The organism is Rhizobium sp. 01T437 (genome assembly GCF_056398505.1).
Genome location: NZ_JBFTPM010000014.1, coordinates 20431 through 36886 on the forward strand (window position 1 = coordinate 20431; position 16456 = coordinate 36886).

Annotated in this window: 16 protein-coding genes and 1 pseudogene; 3 read left to right on the forward strand and 14 right to left on the reverse strand. The window is 59.8% G+C overall.

Annotated elements, in window-relative coordinates; all coding sequences use genetic code 11:
- Positions 1–32: 32 nt before the first annotated feature.
- From AC1DM5_RS25170 to AC1DM5_RS25205, 8 genes are all read right to left on the reverse strand, one after another.
- Positions 33–827, reverse strand: a complete 795-nt coding sequence (locus AC1DM5_RS25170; RefSeq protein WP_477819970.1) for an alpha/beta hydrolase — start codon at positions 825–827, stop codon at positions 33–35.
- Between the two features lie 345 nt (positions 828–1172).
- Positions 1173–1604: an organic hydroperoxide resistance protein gene (locus tag AC1DM5_RS25175; RefSeq protein WP_477819971.1), complete on the reverse strand. Its 432-nt coding sequence runs from the start codon at positions 1602–1604 to the stop codon at positions 1173–1175.
- A 4-nt stretch (positions 1605–1608) separates the two neighbouring features.
- On the reverse strand, positions 1609–1839 hold the full coding sequence (locus AC1DM5_RS25180; protein ID WP_477819972.1) for an ATP-binding protein: 231 nt from the start codon (positions 1837–1839) through the stop codon (positions 1609–1611).
- Between the two features lie 653 nt (positions 1840–2492).
- Positions 2493–2735, reverse strand: a complete 243-nt coding sequence (locus tag AC1DM5_RS25185) for a hypothetical protein (protein WP_477819973.1) — start codon at positions 2733–2735, stop codon at positions 2493–2495.
- A 96-nt stretch (positions 2736–2831) separates the two neighbouring features.
- Positions 2832–3689: an ADYC domain-containing protein gene (locus AC1DM5_RS25190; protein WP_477819974.1), complete on the reverse strand. Its 858-nt coding sequence runs from the start codon at positions 3687–3689 to the stop codon at positions 2832–2834.
- A 73-nt stretch (positions 3690–3762) separates the two neighbouring features.
- Entirely contained in the window at positions 3763–4200 is a 438-nt protein-coding gene (locus AC1DM5_RS25195; RefSeq protein ID WP_477819975.1) for a globin family protein, read from the reverse strand.
- Between the two features lie 104 nt (positions 4201–4304).
- Positions 4305–6326: a PAS domain S-box protein gene (locus tag AC1DM5_RS25200; protein WP_477819976.1), complete on the reverse strand. Its 2022-nt coding sequence runs from the start codon at positions 6324–6326 to the stop codon at positions 4305–4307.
- Positions 6323–7072, reverse strand: coding sequence for a response regulator (locus AC1DM5_RS25205; RefSeq protein ID WP_477819977.1), 750 nt, complete (start codon positions 7070–7072; stop codon positions 6323–6325). Before AC1DM5_RS25205 ends, AC1DM5_RS25200 begins: the two co-directional genes overlap by 4 nt.
- A gap of 221 nt (positions 7073–7293) precedes the next feature.
- Here AC1DM5_RS25205 and AC1DM5_RS25210 point away from each other — a divergent pair, with 221 nt between their 5' ends.
- The gene (locus tag AC1DM5_RS25210) at positions 7294–8460 is read left to right on the forward strand and encodes a helix-turn-helix transcriptional regulator (RefSeq protein WP_477819978.1); all 1167 of its coding nucleotides are present in this window, start codon (positions 7294–7296) and stop codon (positions 8458–8460) included.
- 339 nt (positions 8461–8799) lie between these two features.
- Here the strand turns inward: AC1DM5_RS25210 and AC1DM5_RS25215 are convergent.
- Positions 8800–9186: pseudogene (locus AC1DM5_RS25215) on the reverse strand (amidohydrolase family protein); the annotation flags it as partial.
- Positions 9187–9635: 449 nt separating this feature from the next.
- On the opposite strand from AC1DM5_RS25215, the gene AC1DM5_RS25220 reads away from it, so the two are divergent.
- Positions 9636–10475 carry an SH3 domain-containing protein gene (locus tag AC1DM5_RS25220; RefSeq protein WP_477820104.1) on the forward strand — a complete coding sequence of 280 codons (840 nt, stop codon included), beginning with the start codon at positions 9636–9638 and terminating at the stop codon, positions 10473–10475.
- Between the two features lie 240 nt (positions 10476–10715).
- On the opposite strand, the gene AC1DM5_RS25225 is transcribed toward AC1DM5_RS25220, so the two are convergent.
- The 5 genes from AC1DM5_RS25225 to AC1DM5_RS25245 all read right to left on the reverse strand — a co-directional run bounded on the left by AC1DM5_RS25225 (position 10716) and on the right by AC1DM5_RS25245 (position 15460).
- The gene (locus AC1DM5_RS25225) at positions 10716–11219 is read right to left on the reverse strand and encodes a GNAT family N-acetyltransferase (RefSeq protein WP_477819979.1); all 504 of its coding nucleotides are present in this window, start codon (positions 11217–11219) and stop codon (positions 10716–10718) included.
- Positions 11220–11233: 14 nt separating this feature from the next.
- A complete protein-coding gene (locus AC1DM5_RS25230) occupies positions 11234–12112 on the reverse strand; it encodes a carbohydrate ABC transporter permease (RefSeq protein ID WP_477819980.1) in 879 nt (292 codons plus the stop codon).
- 5 nt (positions 12113–12117) lie between these two features.
- A complete protein-coding gene (locus tag AC1DM5_RS25235; protein ID WP_477819981.1) occupies positions 12118–13008 on the reverse strand; it encodes a carbohydrate ABC transporter permease in 891 nt (296 codons plus the stop codon).
- A complete protein-coding gene (locus AC1DM5_RS25240) occupies positions 13005–14099 on the reverse strand; it encodes an ABC transporter ATP-binding protein (protein WP_477819982.1) in 1095 nt (364 codons plus the stop codon). Before AC1DM5_RS25240 ends, AC1DM5_RS25235 begins: the two co-directional genes overlap by 4 nt.
- Before the next feature lie 104 nt (positions 14100–14203).
- Positions 14204–15460 carry an ABC transporter substrate-binding protein gene (locus AC1DM5_RS25245; RefSeq protein WP_477819983.1) on the reverse strand — a complete coding sequence of 419 codons (1257 nt, stop codon included), beginning with the start codon at positions 15458–15460 and terminating at the stop codon, positions 14204–14206.
- Between the two features lie 165 nt (positions 15461–15625).
- Here AC1DM5_RS25245 and AC1DM5_RS25250 point away from each other — a divergent pair, with 165 nt between their 5' ends.
- Positions 15626–16417 (forward strand): GntR family transcriptional regulator, encoded by a 792-nt coding sequence (locus AC1DM5_RS25250; protein ID WP_477819984.1) that lies wholly within the window; start codon positions 15626–15628, stop codon positions 16415–16417.
- Positions 16418–16456 lie beyond the last annotated feature (39 nt).

Genomic DNA, 16456 nt, shown 5'->3' on the forward strand with positions numbered 1-16456 from the left:
TGCCGCCTGGCGGCAGCCTTTTTGGCCGGCTGTTATTTGCTGGTCGTCGCGGCCTCAGTTTCAACTTTTCGCGCGGCTTGCGTGATGACGGCCGCCACTTCCTTCGGATGGGACTCGTAGACCGAGTGGCTCGCACCCTTGATCTCGACCGTGTGGCTATTGGCGCGCTTGTAGTACCAACGCTCAAGGTCGGGATTGATGATCTGGTCGTTGCCGGCGACGACAGCCCAGCTTGGTTTGGTTTTCCACGCGGCCGCGGTCAGTGGTTGGGTGAACACTTCGGCAGATGCCAGGACCTGCGAACGTGCTCCGAACAGAGCTTGTTCGCGGGGCAGGTCAGGAGCGAACAGTTTCGGAAACTCGTCGGGGTCGAGATAGGTGTAGCCATCCGGTGTTTTCTTGATCGCGCCCGGCGTCTTGGCGAGCACGCTGGGCGTCTTCTTGCCTAGCGATCCTTCGTCTTCCCCGACATCCGGCGCATGGGCGGCGACATAGACCAGACCTACGACAGACGGATGGACACCCGCTTCAGTGATGATGGAGCCTCCATAACTGTGGCCAACGAGCAGGGTAGGGCCGTCCTGCATGTCGAGGACGCGCTTCGTCGCCGCCACGTCATCGGTGAAGGAGCTTTCGGGTTCCTGGACCATCGAAACGTGGAATCCTTCCTTCGTCAGGATTTCGAAGATCGGCTTCCAGCCGGAACCGTCGACCCATGCACCATGTACGAGAACGATGTTCTTGACAGGCTCTGCGGCTGCTGGATTGGCCAAGGTCGCGAGCGGAACGAGTGCGGCAAGAGCCAGGCATGCGCTAGTGTATCTCATGATCACAGTTCCTTTGTTGCTGCTGGTTAAACGCTGTCGTCGATTAATTTCTGAATCGAGTCCAGCGTTGCGAAATCATGCAAAATCAGAGGTTTGTGCCGGGCATGCTGTTTCGATCGCCGCCGAGTGACCGGACGTTCAGCAAGTTTCGTCTGAGGCTACGGGTTTGCCGTCCTCATAACGCTTTGCGCTGACGATATCGGGCGATGAGTGAGATGTTAGGCCAGACCGGATTGGAGCGAAACCAGATTAAAGTGTAGGTGCCCCCACACTCCGTGGTAGGTACTAGTGATAATCGTCAGGTTTTTTTTGGGGGGGCCGCTTGTTCTCCCATCGGATATTCGACTACGAGACCCCAGAGTGGGCCAGCTTCCTAACCTCAACATTTCCGCGAATGGCGTTCGAGTATGGGCATATCGCGTCAGCCCGCGCGACAAGCTCGTCGATCAGGCCCGGTTCGATCCCTGCGATCGTGATGTGCAGGGTAACAGCCAGCGCGAACGTGTCGCTCTCTGTCTTGCTGAGCCCGACCTCACCAACCACCTCGATGTCACCGTCGGGAATGTGATGACGGCTTTCCCGTGCTGCCCGGAAAAGGGCGTTTTCGAAGCACGCGGCATAGCCTCCCGCGAAAAGTTGTTCAGGATTGGTTGCGCCTCCTTTGCCGCCCAAAGCTTGCGGCATAGCCAGCTGTAAGTCGAGAACGCCGTCGTCGCTCCTAATCTTGCCATGACGTCCACCGGAGGCGGTTACCTTGGCTGTGTAGATCGCTTCCATATACTTACTCCTTTGAGTTCGTTGTTTTGTGGGTGAGGGGCAGGCTCACTCGGAATGCAGCGCCGCTCGACGGGTTGGCTCCGGCCGATATTTTTCCGTCGCGGGCTTCAACGATAGACCTGCAAATGGCGGGGCCCATGCCGATCCCGTGCTGTTTCGTGGTCTGGAAAGGTTTGAAAAACACCTCTCCATTGCCGGAGAATCCGGGGCCGTTGACGACATCGGGCAATTTCACACGGGTTCAATCCCTGTGTCATTGGTATATCGCGAGAAGCATTCCGATCAGCTGGGCTCCCGCCCAAGAAACGGCAATGAACGCGACAATGGCGATAAGGAGAACTGTCGAGAGCGCAATGAACGGGTGTCGTTGATGCGGACTGTGAGTGCTCGTGTTCACGCCTAAGGGCCCCGGTTCGGGGCCGTAAGGGAATGCCATCGGCACCGTTAGAGCGTTTTGGCAATTCGAATTCGCCGCGGTCAGAATGCGCGAGTGGGACGACGAGGTCTCGCGCCGATCGCGGTGGTACAGCGATAATTGGGTGTGTGACATCGGGGTTTCCTCAAGATGCCGATGAGCGTCGGTTCAAAATCGAGGATCGCGCAGTTGGAGGCTTTGGAGAATCAGGACTAGGTCTATTTGACCGATACCTACGTTTAGATTCTGGTCCGAGCGAAGTACAGCGAACCGTGACTATAGTCTGGGCGTAAAGACTTCGCTCAGTGCTCTGACGAGGCAAGCAGTTGGTTGAGGATCGTAGCGATCTTCAGTTCGTGTCCCTTCAAGAGCAAGGCTCTTGGCGGCCGCCTTTGTCGGACTGACAGCGCGCCTTTAAGTAATTCACCGGAAATGGCGGGAGGGCAGGGCGAACGGTTTCGCCCCGCTACAGTTCACTTCGCGATGATCTGACCGCCCGGCAGTTCGACACCGATGACGTCATCGACGCTTCCAGCGCCGACCGCGGCAGGCGTCGCCACACCGGCAACCGAAGGAGCGTTGGCAGTGATGGCGTTGGCGTTGAGCGCATTGGCCGTGATCGCATTCGCGGTGATTGCGTTGGCGGTAATTGCGGCGGATGCCGGAACGGCCGATGCGGAGAAAATTGCAGCGAGGAGAAGCTGGCGCATGTTCATAGTCGTTTTCCTTTGTCTTTGAAGGCAAACCGTGGACCATCCAGCGGTTCGGGATTTTCCAGCTTTCGATTTTCGAGGCGGGAAAAGGTGTCGTCGCTAACGGGAGCGGTTGAAGATCAATGCCTTGCCGAAATGTCCGGCCTTGGCATTCGTGGCATTGCAGGATGCGGGGCCGAGGCGGTCGGTTAGGCGCGGACACGAGTTCCGCAGACCCTCGATCGTCATGTTTTCGGGGACGCGGGTATGGGCGACGCAAACTGCGCCAGCGGCATTCCAGGCGGCTTCGAAACTCAGGTCGTCCGTCCCGGCGCTTTCGGCTTCCCGCTCTATGCCGAGATCGTCGTAGAGGTCGATCTTCATGCCGGTTCGGGTCGTGGCCTTGTCGCCACAATAGTCGGCGCGGACCATCCTGACGCAGGCGCGGTGGTATTCCGCAAGATCGGTGCCGTCCGGCAACGTTTTCCATGGCTTGTAACCGAAGCGGACACATTTACCCTGCGCTCCGGCCGAGCAGGTGAGCGTGAAGCCGGATTGCGAGATCATCCGTCCTTCCAGATCCCACTGGCCCTTGAGCGGAAACATCCAGCGATTTCCGTCCGGGTCAGGATCGCAGAGTTCCTTCGGGCTTCCGCCATCGACAACCGTGACCTTGTGCAGGAGGACTTCATTGTCCGGATCGCGGCCGTCGAGCAGGATGTCGTCGAAGCGAACGCGATGGGCCGTCGTGTCTCCCGGCAACAGAAGCGACAGCGTCGCACCGATGAGCTCCTTGCCCTGGAGGACCCGGCCGCTGGAAAAAGTGAGCCGGAACGCCGTCCCGACGATCTCCGTTCTCTCGAGCCGTTCCGGCGAAGGCGCAGCGGCTGCAGCAGCGATTGGAGCGTTTGAAAATATCGCGCAGGAGCACAGGACGCCCATGGCGAGTTTGATAAGGTGGCTTGCTTCGATCATCATTGCCGCATCCTGAAATCATGCCGTTTCGGTTCGATATCCGGCCGGTTTTGGCCCGTAGGTCTATCCGCAAGGCTCAGGACGAATGCCGCAGGGGCTCCGGGCTCGCCTTGGCGGCCGCCATCATCACGCCGGCGACCGTCTCGTAGGCGGACGTCCAGAGCCTGCGGTATTCGAGCGTGAAACGGTGAGCAAAGAACAGCGAGAGGGTTTCGATCAGCGCCTTGCCGACAGTTGCGTAATGTTCGTCGCGCACGCCGTAGCCGACATGCTTTACGGCGAGCGTTTCGAGGGCAGGGACCACCGTTTCGAGCTTGCGGAGCGAACCGATGACCAGGGAAAGCGCCATCATCAGCTTGCGGCCCTGTTCCTTCATGTCGGTATTGGCAAACATCGTCCGAAGCGAGGGGTCGTGAACGAACAGCCGTTCGTAGAACAGTTCGGCCGCCTGCTCCCGCACGGCAGCAACTTCGGCGAAACTCTGTTCGAGCATGACGATTTCGGTTTCCTGCATGACTTCAACTCCAGCTTGGCTTCTTGAGAGAAGATTTAGCCAGGCTCTATTTCTGTCGTAGTTCGCGGCTTTTCCCTGCGTGTTTCAATTGTTTCTGCGGAGCTTCATGCCGATGGGTCGGCCCGGACCAGCGCATCGAGAATTCGCTCAATATCGCCCGGCATGAAAGGCTTTTCGAGCACGGGGCATCCGGATCGCGCCAGAAACCGGCCGGCGGCGGTACCAAGCGTATCGCCGGTGATGAAGCCGATGCGCTCGGTAAGCGCCGGGTGATACTCGCGCAGCCAGTCGAAAAAGGCCGGCCCGTCGCCGCCTGGCATGCGAATGTCGCAGAGGATGACCTCGATTGGCCGTTCGGCCTGCTCGACACGGATCTTCGCTTCCTCGCCGCTGGTTGTGACAGTCGCGACAAAGCCGAGTTTTTCGACCATGTCCGCCAGCAGTTCGGCGATTTCGATTTCGTCATCGACGATGAGGGCGTGCCGCTCGGCAATCCTCGTTTCGGCAACGGCGTAGGGATCGGTCTCGCCAACGGCCTTCGCCTCCGCGCGGTCGATTGGCAGGACGACGAGGAAACCGGCGCCGCCGAGGTTTGCTGCGGGATCGAGGTTGACCGTGCCGCCATGCGATTCGATCAGCCCGCGCGAGACGGCAAGACCGATACCGGTTCCGGTACCCTGTGGCTTGGTGGTGAAATAGGGATCGAAGATGCGGGAGCGGATACTGGCCGGAATGCCGGCGCCATTGTCCGACACCCTCAGCGAAACCGTCTCTCCGACAGGGTTATGGCTGGCCTCTATCCGGATCCGCCGCGGCCCATCGGTTTTTTCCTCAAGTGCCTGGCAGGCATTGACGATGAGGTTGACGATGACCTGATGGATCTGGTCGCCATCGATCCAGAGCGGCGGCAGGGTGCGCGGCAGGTCCGTTTCCACCGTGACCCCGGAGCTTTTCAGATTGTAGCTCAAAAGCTCCAGCGCGTTCTCGACGATACCGTGGATCTCGACCGACTTGCGCTGGTGCTTGCGCTGGCGCGCCATGTCGAGAAAGCTGCGCACGATACGGGCGCATCGATGGGCCGCGATCTCGATCTTGACGCTGCGTTGTGCCAGTTCGTCGGCCATCGGCGCGCCGGTCAGTTTCTCGCGCAGCATCATCGTCTGGCCGATGACGATCGACAGCGGATTGTTCAATTCGTGTGCAACGCCGGCAAGCAGTGAGCCGAGCGCGGCGAGCTTGTCCTTCTGGTGCAAGGCCTCGCGCTGACTCTCTATCTGCGCTTGCGCATGGCGGGCAGCGCCCAGATCGCGCAGATGGGCGGCAAACAGCCGCCTTTCGCCAAGCTTCACCTCGGTGATCGTCAATTCGACGGGGATCTGCTCGCCGTTGGCGCGCAGCGCCTCAAGCTCCAGCCGCCGTCCCAGAATGCGTGTCATGCCGCTTTGAAGATAACTCGCCAGCCCCCGGTCGTGAGCCGCCCGAAGTGCCTGCGGGATGATCAGATCGGCGATCTGGCGGCCCATCGCCTCGTCGCGGCCGTAACCGAAGATCGAAACGGCGGCGGGATTGAAGTCGACGACGGCACCGGTTTCGTCGATGACGACGATCGCGTCGAGCGCGTTGTTGACGATCGCGGCGTAATAGGCGTCGGCCTGGGTCTGGGCCTCAATTCGCCGGACCAGTTCTGTTTGCTGAACTTTCAGCTCCGTCAGGTCGCGCCATAGGACGATATAACCCGTGACGGCGCTGCTCCGATGCGAATAGGCGGTGATCGTCTGCTTGATATAACGCCTGCCGAGCGGGCCGCAGTCCAGCCATCCCTCGCTGCCGATGGTCTCGGAAAGCGGCAGGGAATGCAATGCCGCTTGATAGGCGCCGTGGACGGCGTCTCCCAGCACCCGCACGACCGTGTTGCCGATGATTTCGGATGGCGGCCTTCCGACGAAATCGAGAAAATGCCGGTTGGCATAGAGATAACGCCCCGCCGGATCGATGACCGTGGCGCAGTCGATCATTCCGCCGAGCAGTGCATTGACGAACTGGTTTTCGCCGACCGGAAGATGATCGAGCATGGTTCCGCCGCAGGCAGGTCGCTCCTCGCCAATCGACAGCGTTTCATCCATCATGCCGTCCGCCTTGGCGGCGTGAAGATATAACCGGCACCGCGAACGGTCTTGAGGGCCTGCGGCTTTGCTGGATTGTGCTCGATCTTCTTGCGGATGCGGGCAATGCGAACGTCGATGCTGCGATCGAAGGGATCGTTGTCGCGGTTGTGGGCGAGATCGAGAAGCCTGTCGCGCGTCAGCACCCGATCCGGATTTTGCAGGAAGACCTGAAGCAGGTCGAATTCCATTGCGGTGACAGGTTCGCTCGTGCCGTCCTGATCGAGGAGACTGCGGGCATTGAGATCGACGAAGAGCTTTCCGAAGGGCAGGATGTGCTTGATGGTTTGTGTTGCGCGATCGTCCCTCGGCACGGCTCCGGACACGGGCGGCCGGCGGCGGAGCACTGCCTTGATCCGCGTCTTCAACTCCCGTAGATCGAAGGGCTTGGTCATGTAGTCGTCGGCACCCATGTCCAGCCCAGCGATCTTGTCGGCGATATTGCTGGCGGCGGTCAGCATGACGACGGGCGTGGTGCTGATATCCCGGATGCGCCTGAGCACCGACAGCCCGTCTTCGCTCGGCATGTTGATGTCGAGCACGATCAGGTCGGCATCCTCGCGCGCCAGAAGTATGTCAAGCGACTTGCCGCACCCAGCGGTGCGCACCGACCAGTTTTCCCGCTGCATGTATTCGGCCACCATATCGCGCAGGTCCGCCTCGTCATCGACAACGATCAGGCGCGGTTGGCATGAGGATCGGCTATCCATCGACGCTCTCTAAAATCGAATCTTTTTTTGTGAAAGGACGTGCGCCCGCGTCACGATCATATAGGTCTAGGGCAGGCTCATAACGGCGTCGTCACCCATAAGTATGATGCGGTGGTTGTGCCTTCCGGCTTAGGTGTCTCATCGCCAGCTTTCGGTTGCATGTGTCCTTGTATTCCTGACACTGTATCGGCGGGAGAGGTAAGAGGATCCAAAGGGCGGGCATGAGCAGACTGAGCGATGAAACACTCTCGTCGATCATCGGCGATATCTATGATTGTGCGCTGAGCCCGGAAGGCTGGACGGGCGTGATGACCCGTATCACCAGCACGATCGACGCGGCCTATACGACGATCGCATTGACCAGCATCACCGACAGCCGCGGCAGGTTCGCAGCGCGATCCCCCTGGGATGCCGAGCGGATGCGCGCACTGCAGGACTACGAGCTCAGTGAGATACCGGGCCTCAGGGAAGCGGTGATGGGTGATATCGATCTGCCCTTGCGGACATTGGCGGTCATCAGCGAGGCGGAACTGGCGCAATCGCCATTTTTTCTGGAATGGGCCGGACCACAGGGATTGCGCGAGGGCTGCACGACGAAATTCGTCCATACGGCCGACCGGATCGGGCTGTTCAGCGCCACGACATGGGCCGACCGGCCACCGATCAGCGCCGAGCAGCAGCGGTTCCTGGCACTGCTTTCGCCGCATCTGCGGCGCGCCTCGCTGATCGGCGACCTGCTCGATCAAGCACGGGTGACGGCAGGCCTCTACCGCGGTGCGCTCGACAGCCTTGCGGTCCCCGTCATTCTGGTCGACGGAGAAGGCGCTGTCCTGCATGCCAACGCGCAGGCCGCGCAGATGCTCACCGACGGAGCGCTGCTGCGTTCGCGAAACGGCATACTCCAGGCCCAGACGTCCATCGTTTCCCGCGCCTTTCTTGAGGCGATTGCGGCCGCAGCAACGGCCGATGCCTCGTTGGGTTCCCGCGGAATCGGCCTGCCGATTTCCGCTCCGGGGCAACCGCCGGCGGTAGCCTATGTACTGCCCTTGAGCGAAGGCACGGCACGCGCCGTCTTCCGTCCTGCCTGCGCTGCCGTGTTCATATCGACGACGATCTCCGCCTCGCCGCCTCAGGAGGACGTGCTGATCACCCTCTACGACCTGACGCCGGCGGAGGCGCGCGTCGTCCTGCAGATTGGACAGGGCCGGTCAGCGCCGCAATGCGCAGCAGCACTCGGCATCAGCGAGAACACGCTGAAAACCCATCTCGGGCGGATCTTCGCCAAGACCGATACCGCCCGCCAAGCCGATCTCGTCAAGCTGGTATCGACGATCGCTTCGCCCATCATGCCCAGAGCGCCATCGGCGAAATCCACCGAGATCCAATGACGCCCACCCGCCATGTCGCCAGCCGCCTCTTGAGGTTCAAGTCGGTAGACTTCGGACGCAGGATGATCGGTCGACGAGGATTCCGTCTGCCGTCCGACGACAATGTAGGCCCAAAGTATAGGAGACAGGGGGCGTCACCCGCGATGATTTTCGCTGAATGATCAGAATCAGGCCGCCCGCGGGTTTTAAGAACTCCCCGGTCGATATCGAGACCGTTCCCACCGATTGTCGATTTGGACGGATCTATGCGAACGTCTTTCCCGATCCGTTTGGATAGGGAAGACGCCGAGCCGGTTTAGTGATCCTCGCCGGCGGGACCACCACCGGCTTGTCTAACGCTCAGGCTGCTTCCATAAGGGGCGTCTTGAGCCCAAGGATGCGAACCGCATTGTCGTGGAAGATCTTCTGTTTAACGGTCGGCGTCATCTCGATTTCATCCAGTAGCTTCAGGCAGACGGCCGGATCCCAACAGGGGTAATCCGTGCCGTACATGACGTTGTCGGCGCCGAAATATTCGACCGCGAACTTCATGCCGGCCGAATGCGGCGAGACAGTATCGGTGAACATGCGATGCAGATAGTGGCTGACTGGTTTCGGCAGACCGGCGGTCTTGGAATTTTTGTCCATGCGGCCGGACTGGTAAGGAAGGGCACCGCCCGGATGCGACATGACGATCTTGAGCTCCGGATGGCGATCCATTAGTCCGGAGAGAATGAGGCGCGTTGGCGCGGCGGTTCTATCCCCGCCAGGTCATTCGACATGATCAGCGAGTTGCGATCCTTTTCAACTCACCTACAGCGCCGTCAATTTTCATGAATGTTTTCTGGCATGCAGCTGCCGCAGTTTCGAACGTCGTGCAGGCAAGCCAAGGGGAGCACGGCCCCGACCGTCCGCTCTCCGGCGGATGGTCCCGCCGGAGAGCGCACCGATGGCCAACCGGCTATTGCAGTAACGCCGACGCCGGAAGGGGCCATGCCTGGGAGGTACAAAAAAGTGAAGAAGTCGATGACTGGCGCGTTCAACCTAGGTTCATCACCACAGATCTATTTTCAGAGAAACAGGTGCATGAACGTCACACCTTAAGTGGCGGTACGCGCTACGTTTTTCCACCCGACCGCAATGTGGAGCTGCCCGTTCGGGATCATGACGGTGGCGCGGCCCCAATGGAGTTGAATGTGAAAGATACACTTCTCAGAATCTGCACAACCGGCCTTCTCTTGCTGTTGCCTGCGATAGCCTCTGCCGCCGAAGGCTATTCGACGGCGAACGTCAATATGCGTGCAGGTCCGAGCACGAGCTATCCCGCAGTTGCCGTTATCCCGCTTGGCGAATCTGTCGAGATCCATGGTTGCCTTGCTGACGTGCCATGGTGTGACGTCGAATTCTACGGTGGTCGCGGTTGGGTCGCCGGACGATATGTTCAGGCGGTGTATCAAAGCCGGCGTGTTTATGTCGGACCCGAATATTATCGCCCGCTTGGAATTCCGACCGTTGTCTTCAGCGTAGGCAATTATTGGGACCGCTATTACCGCAACCGTGATTTCTATCGGGACCGTGACCGGTGGCGTCGAGGCCCCGATTTTTATCGCACGCCGCCTCGTGACTTCAACCGTCCAGAATTCGATAGGCGGCCAGACTTCGATCGACGACAAGATGCTGACGGACGTCGCGGATTTGATCGAGGACCTGATCTTGGCCGCACTCCGGACGCTGATCGCCGTACGGGCTTCGATCGCGATCAGCGCCGACAGTTTGATTTCAATCGCGACCGAGACAACCGCAGGCCGGATGCCAACGTTGACGAAAATCGCCGCCCGCAATTCGATCGCCAGCCGGATTTCCGCCGCGACGGCGATGACAATGGCAACCGCGATCGCCGGGACTTTCAACGTCGGCGAGGCGACGACGGCAACAACGGTGACATCCGTCGCAGAGGCGATAATGACGGGGCGGGTAGTGATCGAAGAAGACCGCGCGGTGCGTGTGATCCGGGCGACCCCAACTGCAACAACTGATTAAAGGGGCGGCACGATGCCGCCCTTCTCATTTGTGGAAATCTAAGTGCAGACAAACGCTCATCAGCGAGGTGAAAAAGCGTGCCGCGATATGTAACGACATCATCTTTACGGCGTTGCAAGGATGGAAGATTGACCTGACACCTCACAATATTCCTCGGCGAGTTCCGGCTCAGCAATCATTGCATTCGTCGTCGCCGCGACCTTTGCGACTGTCTCTTGTGGCTGTCTCGACCAGACCTAGTGGCCCGATTCCGAAATGCCTTTTGGCTCGGCAAGCGGCAGCATGCCGCGATAGATGCCTGGTTCCGAGCCTTCGATCGGAACTGCCCCGACGCTTCGACGGTAGAACTCCATTGGACCGGCGCCCCCGATTACCCCGTAGGCATACCCCTGCGCGTACATATCGAGAAGTGTGGTCAGCAGCAGAGCCTGGCCAACACCTTTGCCGCGGGCGACCGTATCGACGCCAGTCGGCCCGAAGAAGCCCTTCGCGGTTGCCTCGTGGCAGGCAAAGCCGATGAGTTCGTCGTTCTGGATTGCGATGAAGCAAGTGGGCGGCTGGCGCATCGTGGCAACCGTCGCTTCCGCGACCCAGCCGGATCCAAAGCGCGGCTCGATCCAGGCCGTCAGAGCGTTTAACTCCGGCGCAAGGACGCGCCGGATGGTGATGCCCTGCTCGGCGATGCGCGCATTAAGTTCAGGATCGGCCTTCAGCTCGTAGAGTTTTACCAGCATGTCCATGGTTTATTCCTTTGTCAGCCTTTGATGGCGCCTGCCGTCAGGCCGGCAACGATCCGTCTTTGGAAGATCAATACGATGATGATCAGCGGCAGCGTCACGGTAACGGACGCGGCCATGATCTGACCGAACGGATATTCGTACCGGCTATTGCCTGCGATCAGGCCGATCGCAACCGGCACGGTCCGGTTCTCGTCCGTCAGGGTGAATGTCAACGCGAAGAGAAACTCGTTCCACGCCAGAATGAAAGCAAGAATGCCTGTGCTGGCGAGCGAAGGTCCCATCAGCGGCAGCAGGATCTTCGTCAGAATTCTAAAATGCGAGCAGCCGTCGATGATCGCAGCCTCTTCCAGCTCCCGCGGAAACTCGCGGATGAAGGTGGTCAGGATCCAGGTCGTGAAGGGCACGGTCGACAAGAGATAGGTGAGAACGAGCGCGCTTGGCCGGTTGAACAGACCCATCCAGTTGATCAGCTCGAACATGCCGGAGAGAACGACGACCTGCGGAAAGATCGAGATCATCAGCACGATCATCAGGATAGTGCGCCGTTGCGGAAAGTCGATGCGCCCCAGCGCATAAGCGGCGCTGAGTCCGATGACGAGCGACAGGAAAGTGGTTGAGACCGCGACATAGGCCGAGTTCAAAAGCGAGCCCATGAAAACAGGATTGTCGATCAGTTGGCGATAGTAGGTGAAGTCGAACGCCGGCATCAGCGCGGATTGATAGAGCGCCGAACCCTGCTTCGTCGAGGAAACGAAGGCCCAGTAATAGGGAAACAGCGTGTAGAACAGGACGAGCAGAAGAGCCAGGATCTGCAGGCTTCGCACGGCGCGGCGCCGCATCCGGAAGTAGGAGGCAGGCTTGCGCACGGTCTTCGGGATAATTGCATCGGCCATGTCGCTCAGGTCCCCGCGGCTCTGTCGAGGCGAAGGACCCCGATGATGATGATGGCGACAAGCGCGACGAGCAGGAAGACCCAGGTCGATGCCGCCGAGCCGATGCCGAGCTCCTGGAAGCTGATCAGCCGGTCGCGCGCGTAGATGGAGACGGTCATGACGCTCTCGTTGCTCGCCGCCATCACATAGGCAAGGTCGAACATCCTGAGCGCATCGAGGGCGCGGAAGAGGACCGCTACACCGATCGCCGGGCGAAGCATCGGCAGGGTGATCGACCAGAAGCGCTTCCATGCCGGAATGCCATCGACCTCCGCTGCCTCGAATATCTCCGAGGACATCAGTTGCAGGCCCGCCAGGATGAGCAGAACCATGAACGGGGTTGTCATCCACACATCGACGAAGATCACGACGCCCATCAGCAGCGATCCGCTCGCCGTCCAGGGGATACCATGATCGATGAGGCCGAGCCCGATAAGGAGCTTATTGATAACGCCGAACTGATCGTTCAGCATCCATTCCCAGATCTTCGTCGAGACCACGACCGGGATCGCCCAGGGCACGAGGATGGCGGCGCGCGCCAGCCCGCGGCCGGGAATGGCTTCATTGACGAGGAGTGCTATCGCCAGGCCGAGAACTGTCTCGATCGCGACCGAGATGACCGTGAAGGTCAGCGTGTTCTTGACGGCAATCCACCAGCTGCGGTCTTTGATGACCTCAAGGAAGTTGTCGACCCCTGTCATTGAATAGACGGATGGATCGTCAAGGTAGGCATCGGTGAAGGCGAAGAAGAAGGTGCGGCCGAGCGGCCAGAGGGCGACGACCAGCATGACGATGATGACCGGCAGCAGAAACAGCCAGGCCGCACGATGGTCGCGGCGGGCGAGCCGGGCACTCATTGCCGCGCTCCTTCGATCACGCCGCCCTGGCGGTTGAGAATGAGCCGTCTTCCGTCGGGGGCGAAGGCAAAGATCGAGGCATCCTGGAAATTCAGGCCGACCTCCTTGCCGATCAGTTCCCTCGGCGGCTCGACATTGACGCGGACGACCCAGATGACGTCGCCGTTGATGCGGCAATAGGCGAAATGCTCGTGGCCAAGATCCTCGATACGTTCGAGCACGCAGGTCATTCGTCCGTCGCCCGCCTTCATCAGCTGGATCGCTTCCGACCGTATGCCGATTTCGGTGATGGTCTGGCCCTCGCTGCCCGCTTCGATGACGAGGCCGCCCGGTCCGCTCACTTTGGCTGATGTTGTCTGCACGGGCAGGAAGTTCATGCGGGGGCTGCCGATGAAGCCTGCGACAAACCGGTTGTCAGGGGTGTGGTAGAGTTCCTTCGGCGTGCCGACCTGCTCAATGCGTCCGTGATTGAGAACGACGATCCGGTCGGCAAGCGTCATCGCTTCCGATTGGTCATGGGTCACATAGATCATTGTCGTCTGCAGATCGTCGTGGAGCTTGGCGATCTCCATGCGCATCTCCATTCGCAGATCCGAGTCGAGATTGGACAGCGGTTCATCGAAGAGGAAGATTTCGGGCTGGCGCACCAAGGCGCGGCCGATCGCCACGCGCTGGCGCTGTCCGCCGGACAGCTCGCGCGGCCGGCGTTCGAGCAGATGATCGACCTTCAGCATTCGTGCGACCGACCGCACCTTCTCGCTGATAGCGACCCTGGTCATGCCGAGGGTCTCAAGCGCGAAGCCGATATTGCGCGCAACGTTCATATGCGGATAGAGCGCGTAGGACTGGAAGACGAAGGCTACGCCTCTCTTGGAGGCAGGCACATCAGTCACGTCGTCGCCGCCTATCCTGACCACACCCTTCGATGCGGAGATCAGGCCGGCGACGATGCGCAAAAGCGTTGACTTGCCGCAACCGGAGGGACCGACGAAAACGACAAACTCGCCGTCGATGATCTGCAGGTCAACATTCTGGATAACAGCATGCGTACCGAAATTCTTCGAAACGGATTCGAGCGAAACCGATGCCATTTTTCACCTGAGGATATGAGACGGCAGAGGGCTCGCCACCGTGATTGGTGGCGAGGCAGTGACGCGTTCCGGCCGCGTTCCCGCCGCCGGAAATCCGAAGAGCGTCAGCGGCTTTCCTTCAGTTTCTCGAGCCGACCGGCCAGCGGCGTCAGGCTGGACTTGACCTCGGCACCGCCGGAAAGCATGTCGTGAACCGAACGGTAGAAAGCCTGCGAAACGCGGTTGTAGCTGGTGCCAGTGTAGCCGGACGGGCGCACGGCGCTATCGGCAAAGGCCTGCTGGTTATCCTTGAGGAAGGGTATCTTCTCCAGAACTTCCGGATCGCTGTAGAGCGCCTGGATCGACGGGTTGAGGGCCGCCTTCAGCGCACGCATCTTCTGCATATCGGGGCCGGTGATGAAGTTCACAAAGTCGGCCGCCACCTCGGGTTTGGCGCTGTATTTGTTAACGCCATAATACATTGGGCCAAGGCATCCGCTCGACTTTTCGCCTTCCTTGCCGACCGGCAGAGGCATCACGCCGACCTTGTCGACGATATTGCTCCCCTTTTCATGCGAGGTACCCCAGACATAGGGCCAATTGCGGTGGAAGACCGCGTTGCCGGATTCGAAGACGGCGCGCGACTGCTCCTCATCATAGTTGAGGACGCCCTCGGGGCTGATCGAGCCGATCCAGCCCTTCGCCTTTTCGAGCGCCTCGGCGGCCTGCGGATTGTCGATAGTCACCTTTCCGTCGTCAGAAATGATGGTGCCGCCGCCGTTGGAAGCAACAAGCTCGATCGCGTCGCAGGTCAGGCCTTCATAGCTCTTGGCCTGCCAGGCATAACCCCACATGTCGGCCGAGCCTGCAGCCCGTTCCTTGTCCTGAATTTCCTTGGCGGTGGTAGCAAGCTCGTCCCAGGTCTTGGGCGCCGGCTTGCCGTATTTTTCGAGCAGGTCTTTGCGGTAGAACATGAGCCCGACGTCCATATAGGCAGGCATGGCAATGAGATTGCCGTCAAGCTTGGCCGCATTGAGTGTCGAGGCGAAATGCTTGTCCTGGTCTGCCTGCGGGATCATTGCCTTGAGATCGAGCAGGTTACTCTTGAACATGCCAAGCCAGATCACATCGAGGAAAAGGACGTCGACGTCCTTGGATTTGGCGGCGAGCAACTGCTGATAGATCGGGATCGCATCGTCCAGAAGCGCGGGCATCTTGTTGATCTTGGCCTCGTTGCCCGTCTTTTCCTTCCAGGCATTGGCAACGTTCGTGCAGAGCTCGAATTCCGTCGGCGAGCAAAACACGGAAATGGTTTCGGCATGCGTGCTGCCACCCCATAGGGCTGCAGATATCGCCAATGCGGCAAGGCTTTTCTTCAGCATCGATTGTTCCCTTCGTTGATAACGCTTCGGCATCACGCGGAGCTCTCTGTCTCCTTGTTTCCAATAGGACTGGTTATGACCAGTCATGTCAACATGGACTTTGCCAGCGTTTACGTCGAAGATACAAAACGGCAAGAGTGCTCCGCACAGGATCGGATTTCGAAGATGCAGCAAGCTCCGGCACCACTCGTCGCGCCAAAGGGTGGCATCGACCGGAACGACCCTCGCCCCTTGCACAAGCAGGTCTACGAAGCCCTTTTGGCGTCGATCCGAGACGGCAAGCTGCCGTTGCGCGGCAAGCTGCCATCAGAACGGGAACTCGTTGATCTCTATAATGTCAGCCGGATCACCGTGCGCCACGCCGTGCGAGAATTGATCCAACAGGGCGTCATACACAGCCAGCCGGGAAAAGGACTTTACGTCGCCGAGCGTGGTGGTGGCTTCGAACTCCAGGTTCTGAAAAGCTTCACCAGCATCGCCGTAGCGAACGGGCGAAGTCCTGGCCATAGGCTGATCGGGGCCAGCATCGTGCATGCGCCTCTTGAGGTGAGCCGCCCGCTTTTCCTTGCACCCGGCGCCGAGGTGGTTCTGTTGTCGCGGCTTCGTCTTCTCGACAACATACCTGCTGTCGTCCAGACCGATTGGATACCGGTGGGCCGCGTTCCGGGCCTGCTTGATCTCGACTGGACCGTTGCCAACCGGTCGCTCTACGCCGAGCTTCGCGAGCGCTATCGCATTCATCCGAAACGCGGCCAGACAACGCTGAGCGCGCGGCTTGCGACGGATGAGGAGGCTGCGATGCTCGAGTTGCCTCCGCCAGCCGCGGTTCTCACCGTGGATCAGATCGCTTTCGATGATCGCAACCGCCCGGTCAACCTGACGGCGCTGGTCCATCATCCTGCACGTTATCCGCTGACGCTGCTTCAGTCGGAATCGGGCGATTTCACGCAGTATTGAGCCATTCTGTCCTGCTTCGGTGATTGCCGCTCGGGATAA

Bases quoted from the DNA above. Each gene is read 5' to 3' on its own strand.
- AC1DM5_RS25170 (WP_477819970.1), bottom strand. From the start codon at position 827: ATGAGATACACTAGCGCATGCCTGGCTCTTGCCGCACTCGTTCCGCTC.
- AC1DM5_RS25175 (WP_477819971.1), bottom strand. From the start codon at position 1,604: ATGGAAGCGATCTACACAGCCAAGGTAACCGCCTCCGGTGGACGTCAT.
- AC1DM5_RS25185 (WP_477819973.1), bottom strand. From the start codon at position 2,735: ATGAACATGCGCCAGCTTCTCCTCGCTGCAATTTTCTCCGCATCGGCC.
- AC1DM5_RS25190 (WP_477819974.1), bottom strand. From the start codon at position 3,689: ATGATGATCGAAGCAAGCCACCTTATCAAACTCGCCATGGGCGTCCTG.
- AC1DM5_RS25195 (WP_477819975.1), bottom strand. From the start codon at position 4,200: ATGCAGGAAACCGAAATCGTCATGCTCGAACAGAGTTTCGCCGAAGTT.
- AC1DM5_RS25200 (WP_477819976.1), bottom strand. From the start codon at position 6,326: ATGATGGATGAAACGCTGTCGATTGGCGAGGAGCGACCTGCCTGCGGC.
- AC1DM5_RS25205 (WP_477819977.1), bottom strand. From the start codon at position 7,072: ATGGATAGCCGATCCTCATGCCAACCGCGCCTGATCGTTGTCGATGAC.
- AC1DM5_RS25210 (WP_477819978.1), top strand. From the start codon at position 7,294: ATGAGCAGACTGAGCGATGAAACACTCTCGTCGATCATCGGCGATATC.
- AC1DM5_RS25225 (WP_477819979.1), bottom strand. From the start codon at position 11,219: ATGGACATGCTGGTAAAACTCTACGAGCTGAAGGCCGATCCTGAACTT.
- AC1DM5_RS25230 (WP_477819980.1), bottom strand. From the start codon at position 12,112: ATGGCCGATGCAATTATCCCGAAGACCGTGCGCAAGCCTGCCTCCTAC.
- AC1DM5_RS25235 (WP_477819981.1), bottom strand. From the start codon at position 13,008: ATGAGTGCCCGGCTCGCCCGCCGCGACCATCGTGCGGCCTGGCTGTTT.
- AC1DM5_RS25240 (WP_477819982.1), bottom strand. From the start codon at position 14,099: ATGGCATCGGTTTCGCTCGAATCCGTTTCGAAGAATTTCGGTACGCAT.
- AC1DM5_RS25245 (WP_477819983.1), bottom strand. From the start codon at position 15,460: ATGCTGAAGAAAAGCCTTGCCGCATTGGCGATATCTGCAGCCCTATGG.
- AC1DM5_RS25250 (WP_477819984.1), top strand. From the start codon at position 15,626: ATGCAGCAAGCTCCGGCACCACTCGTCGCGCCAAAGGGTGGCATCGAC.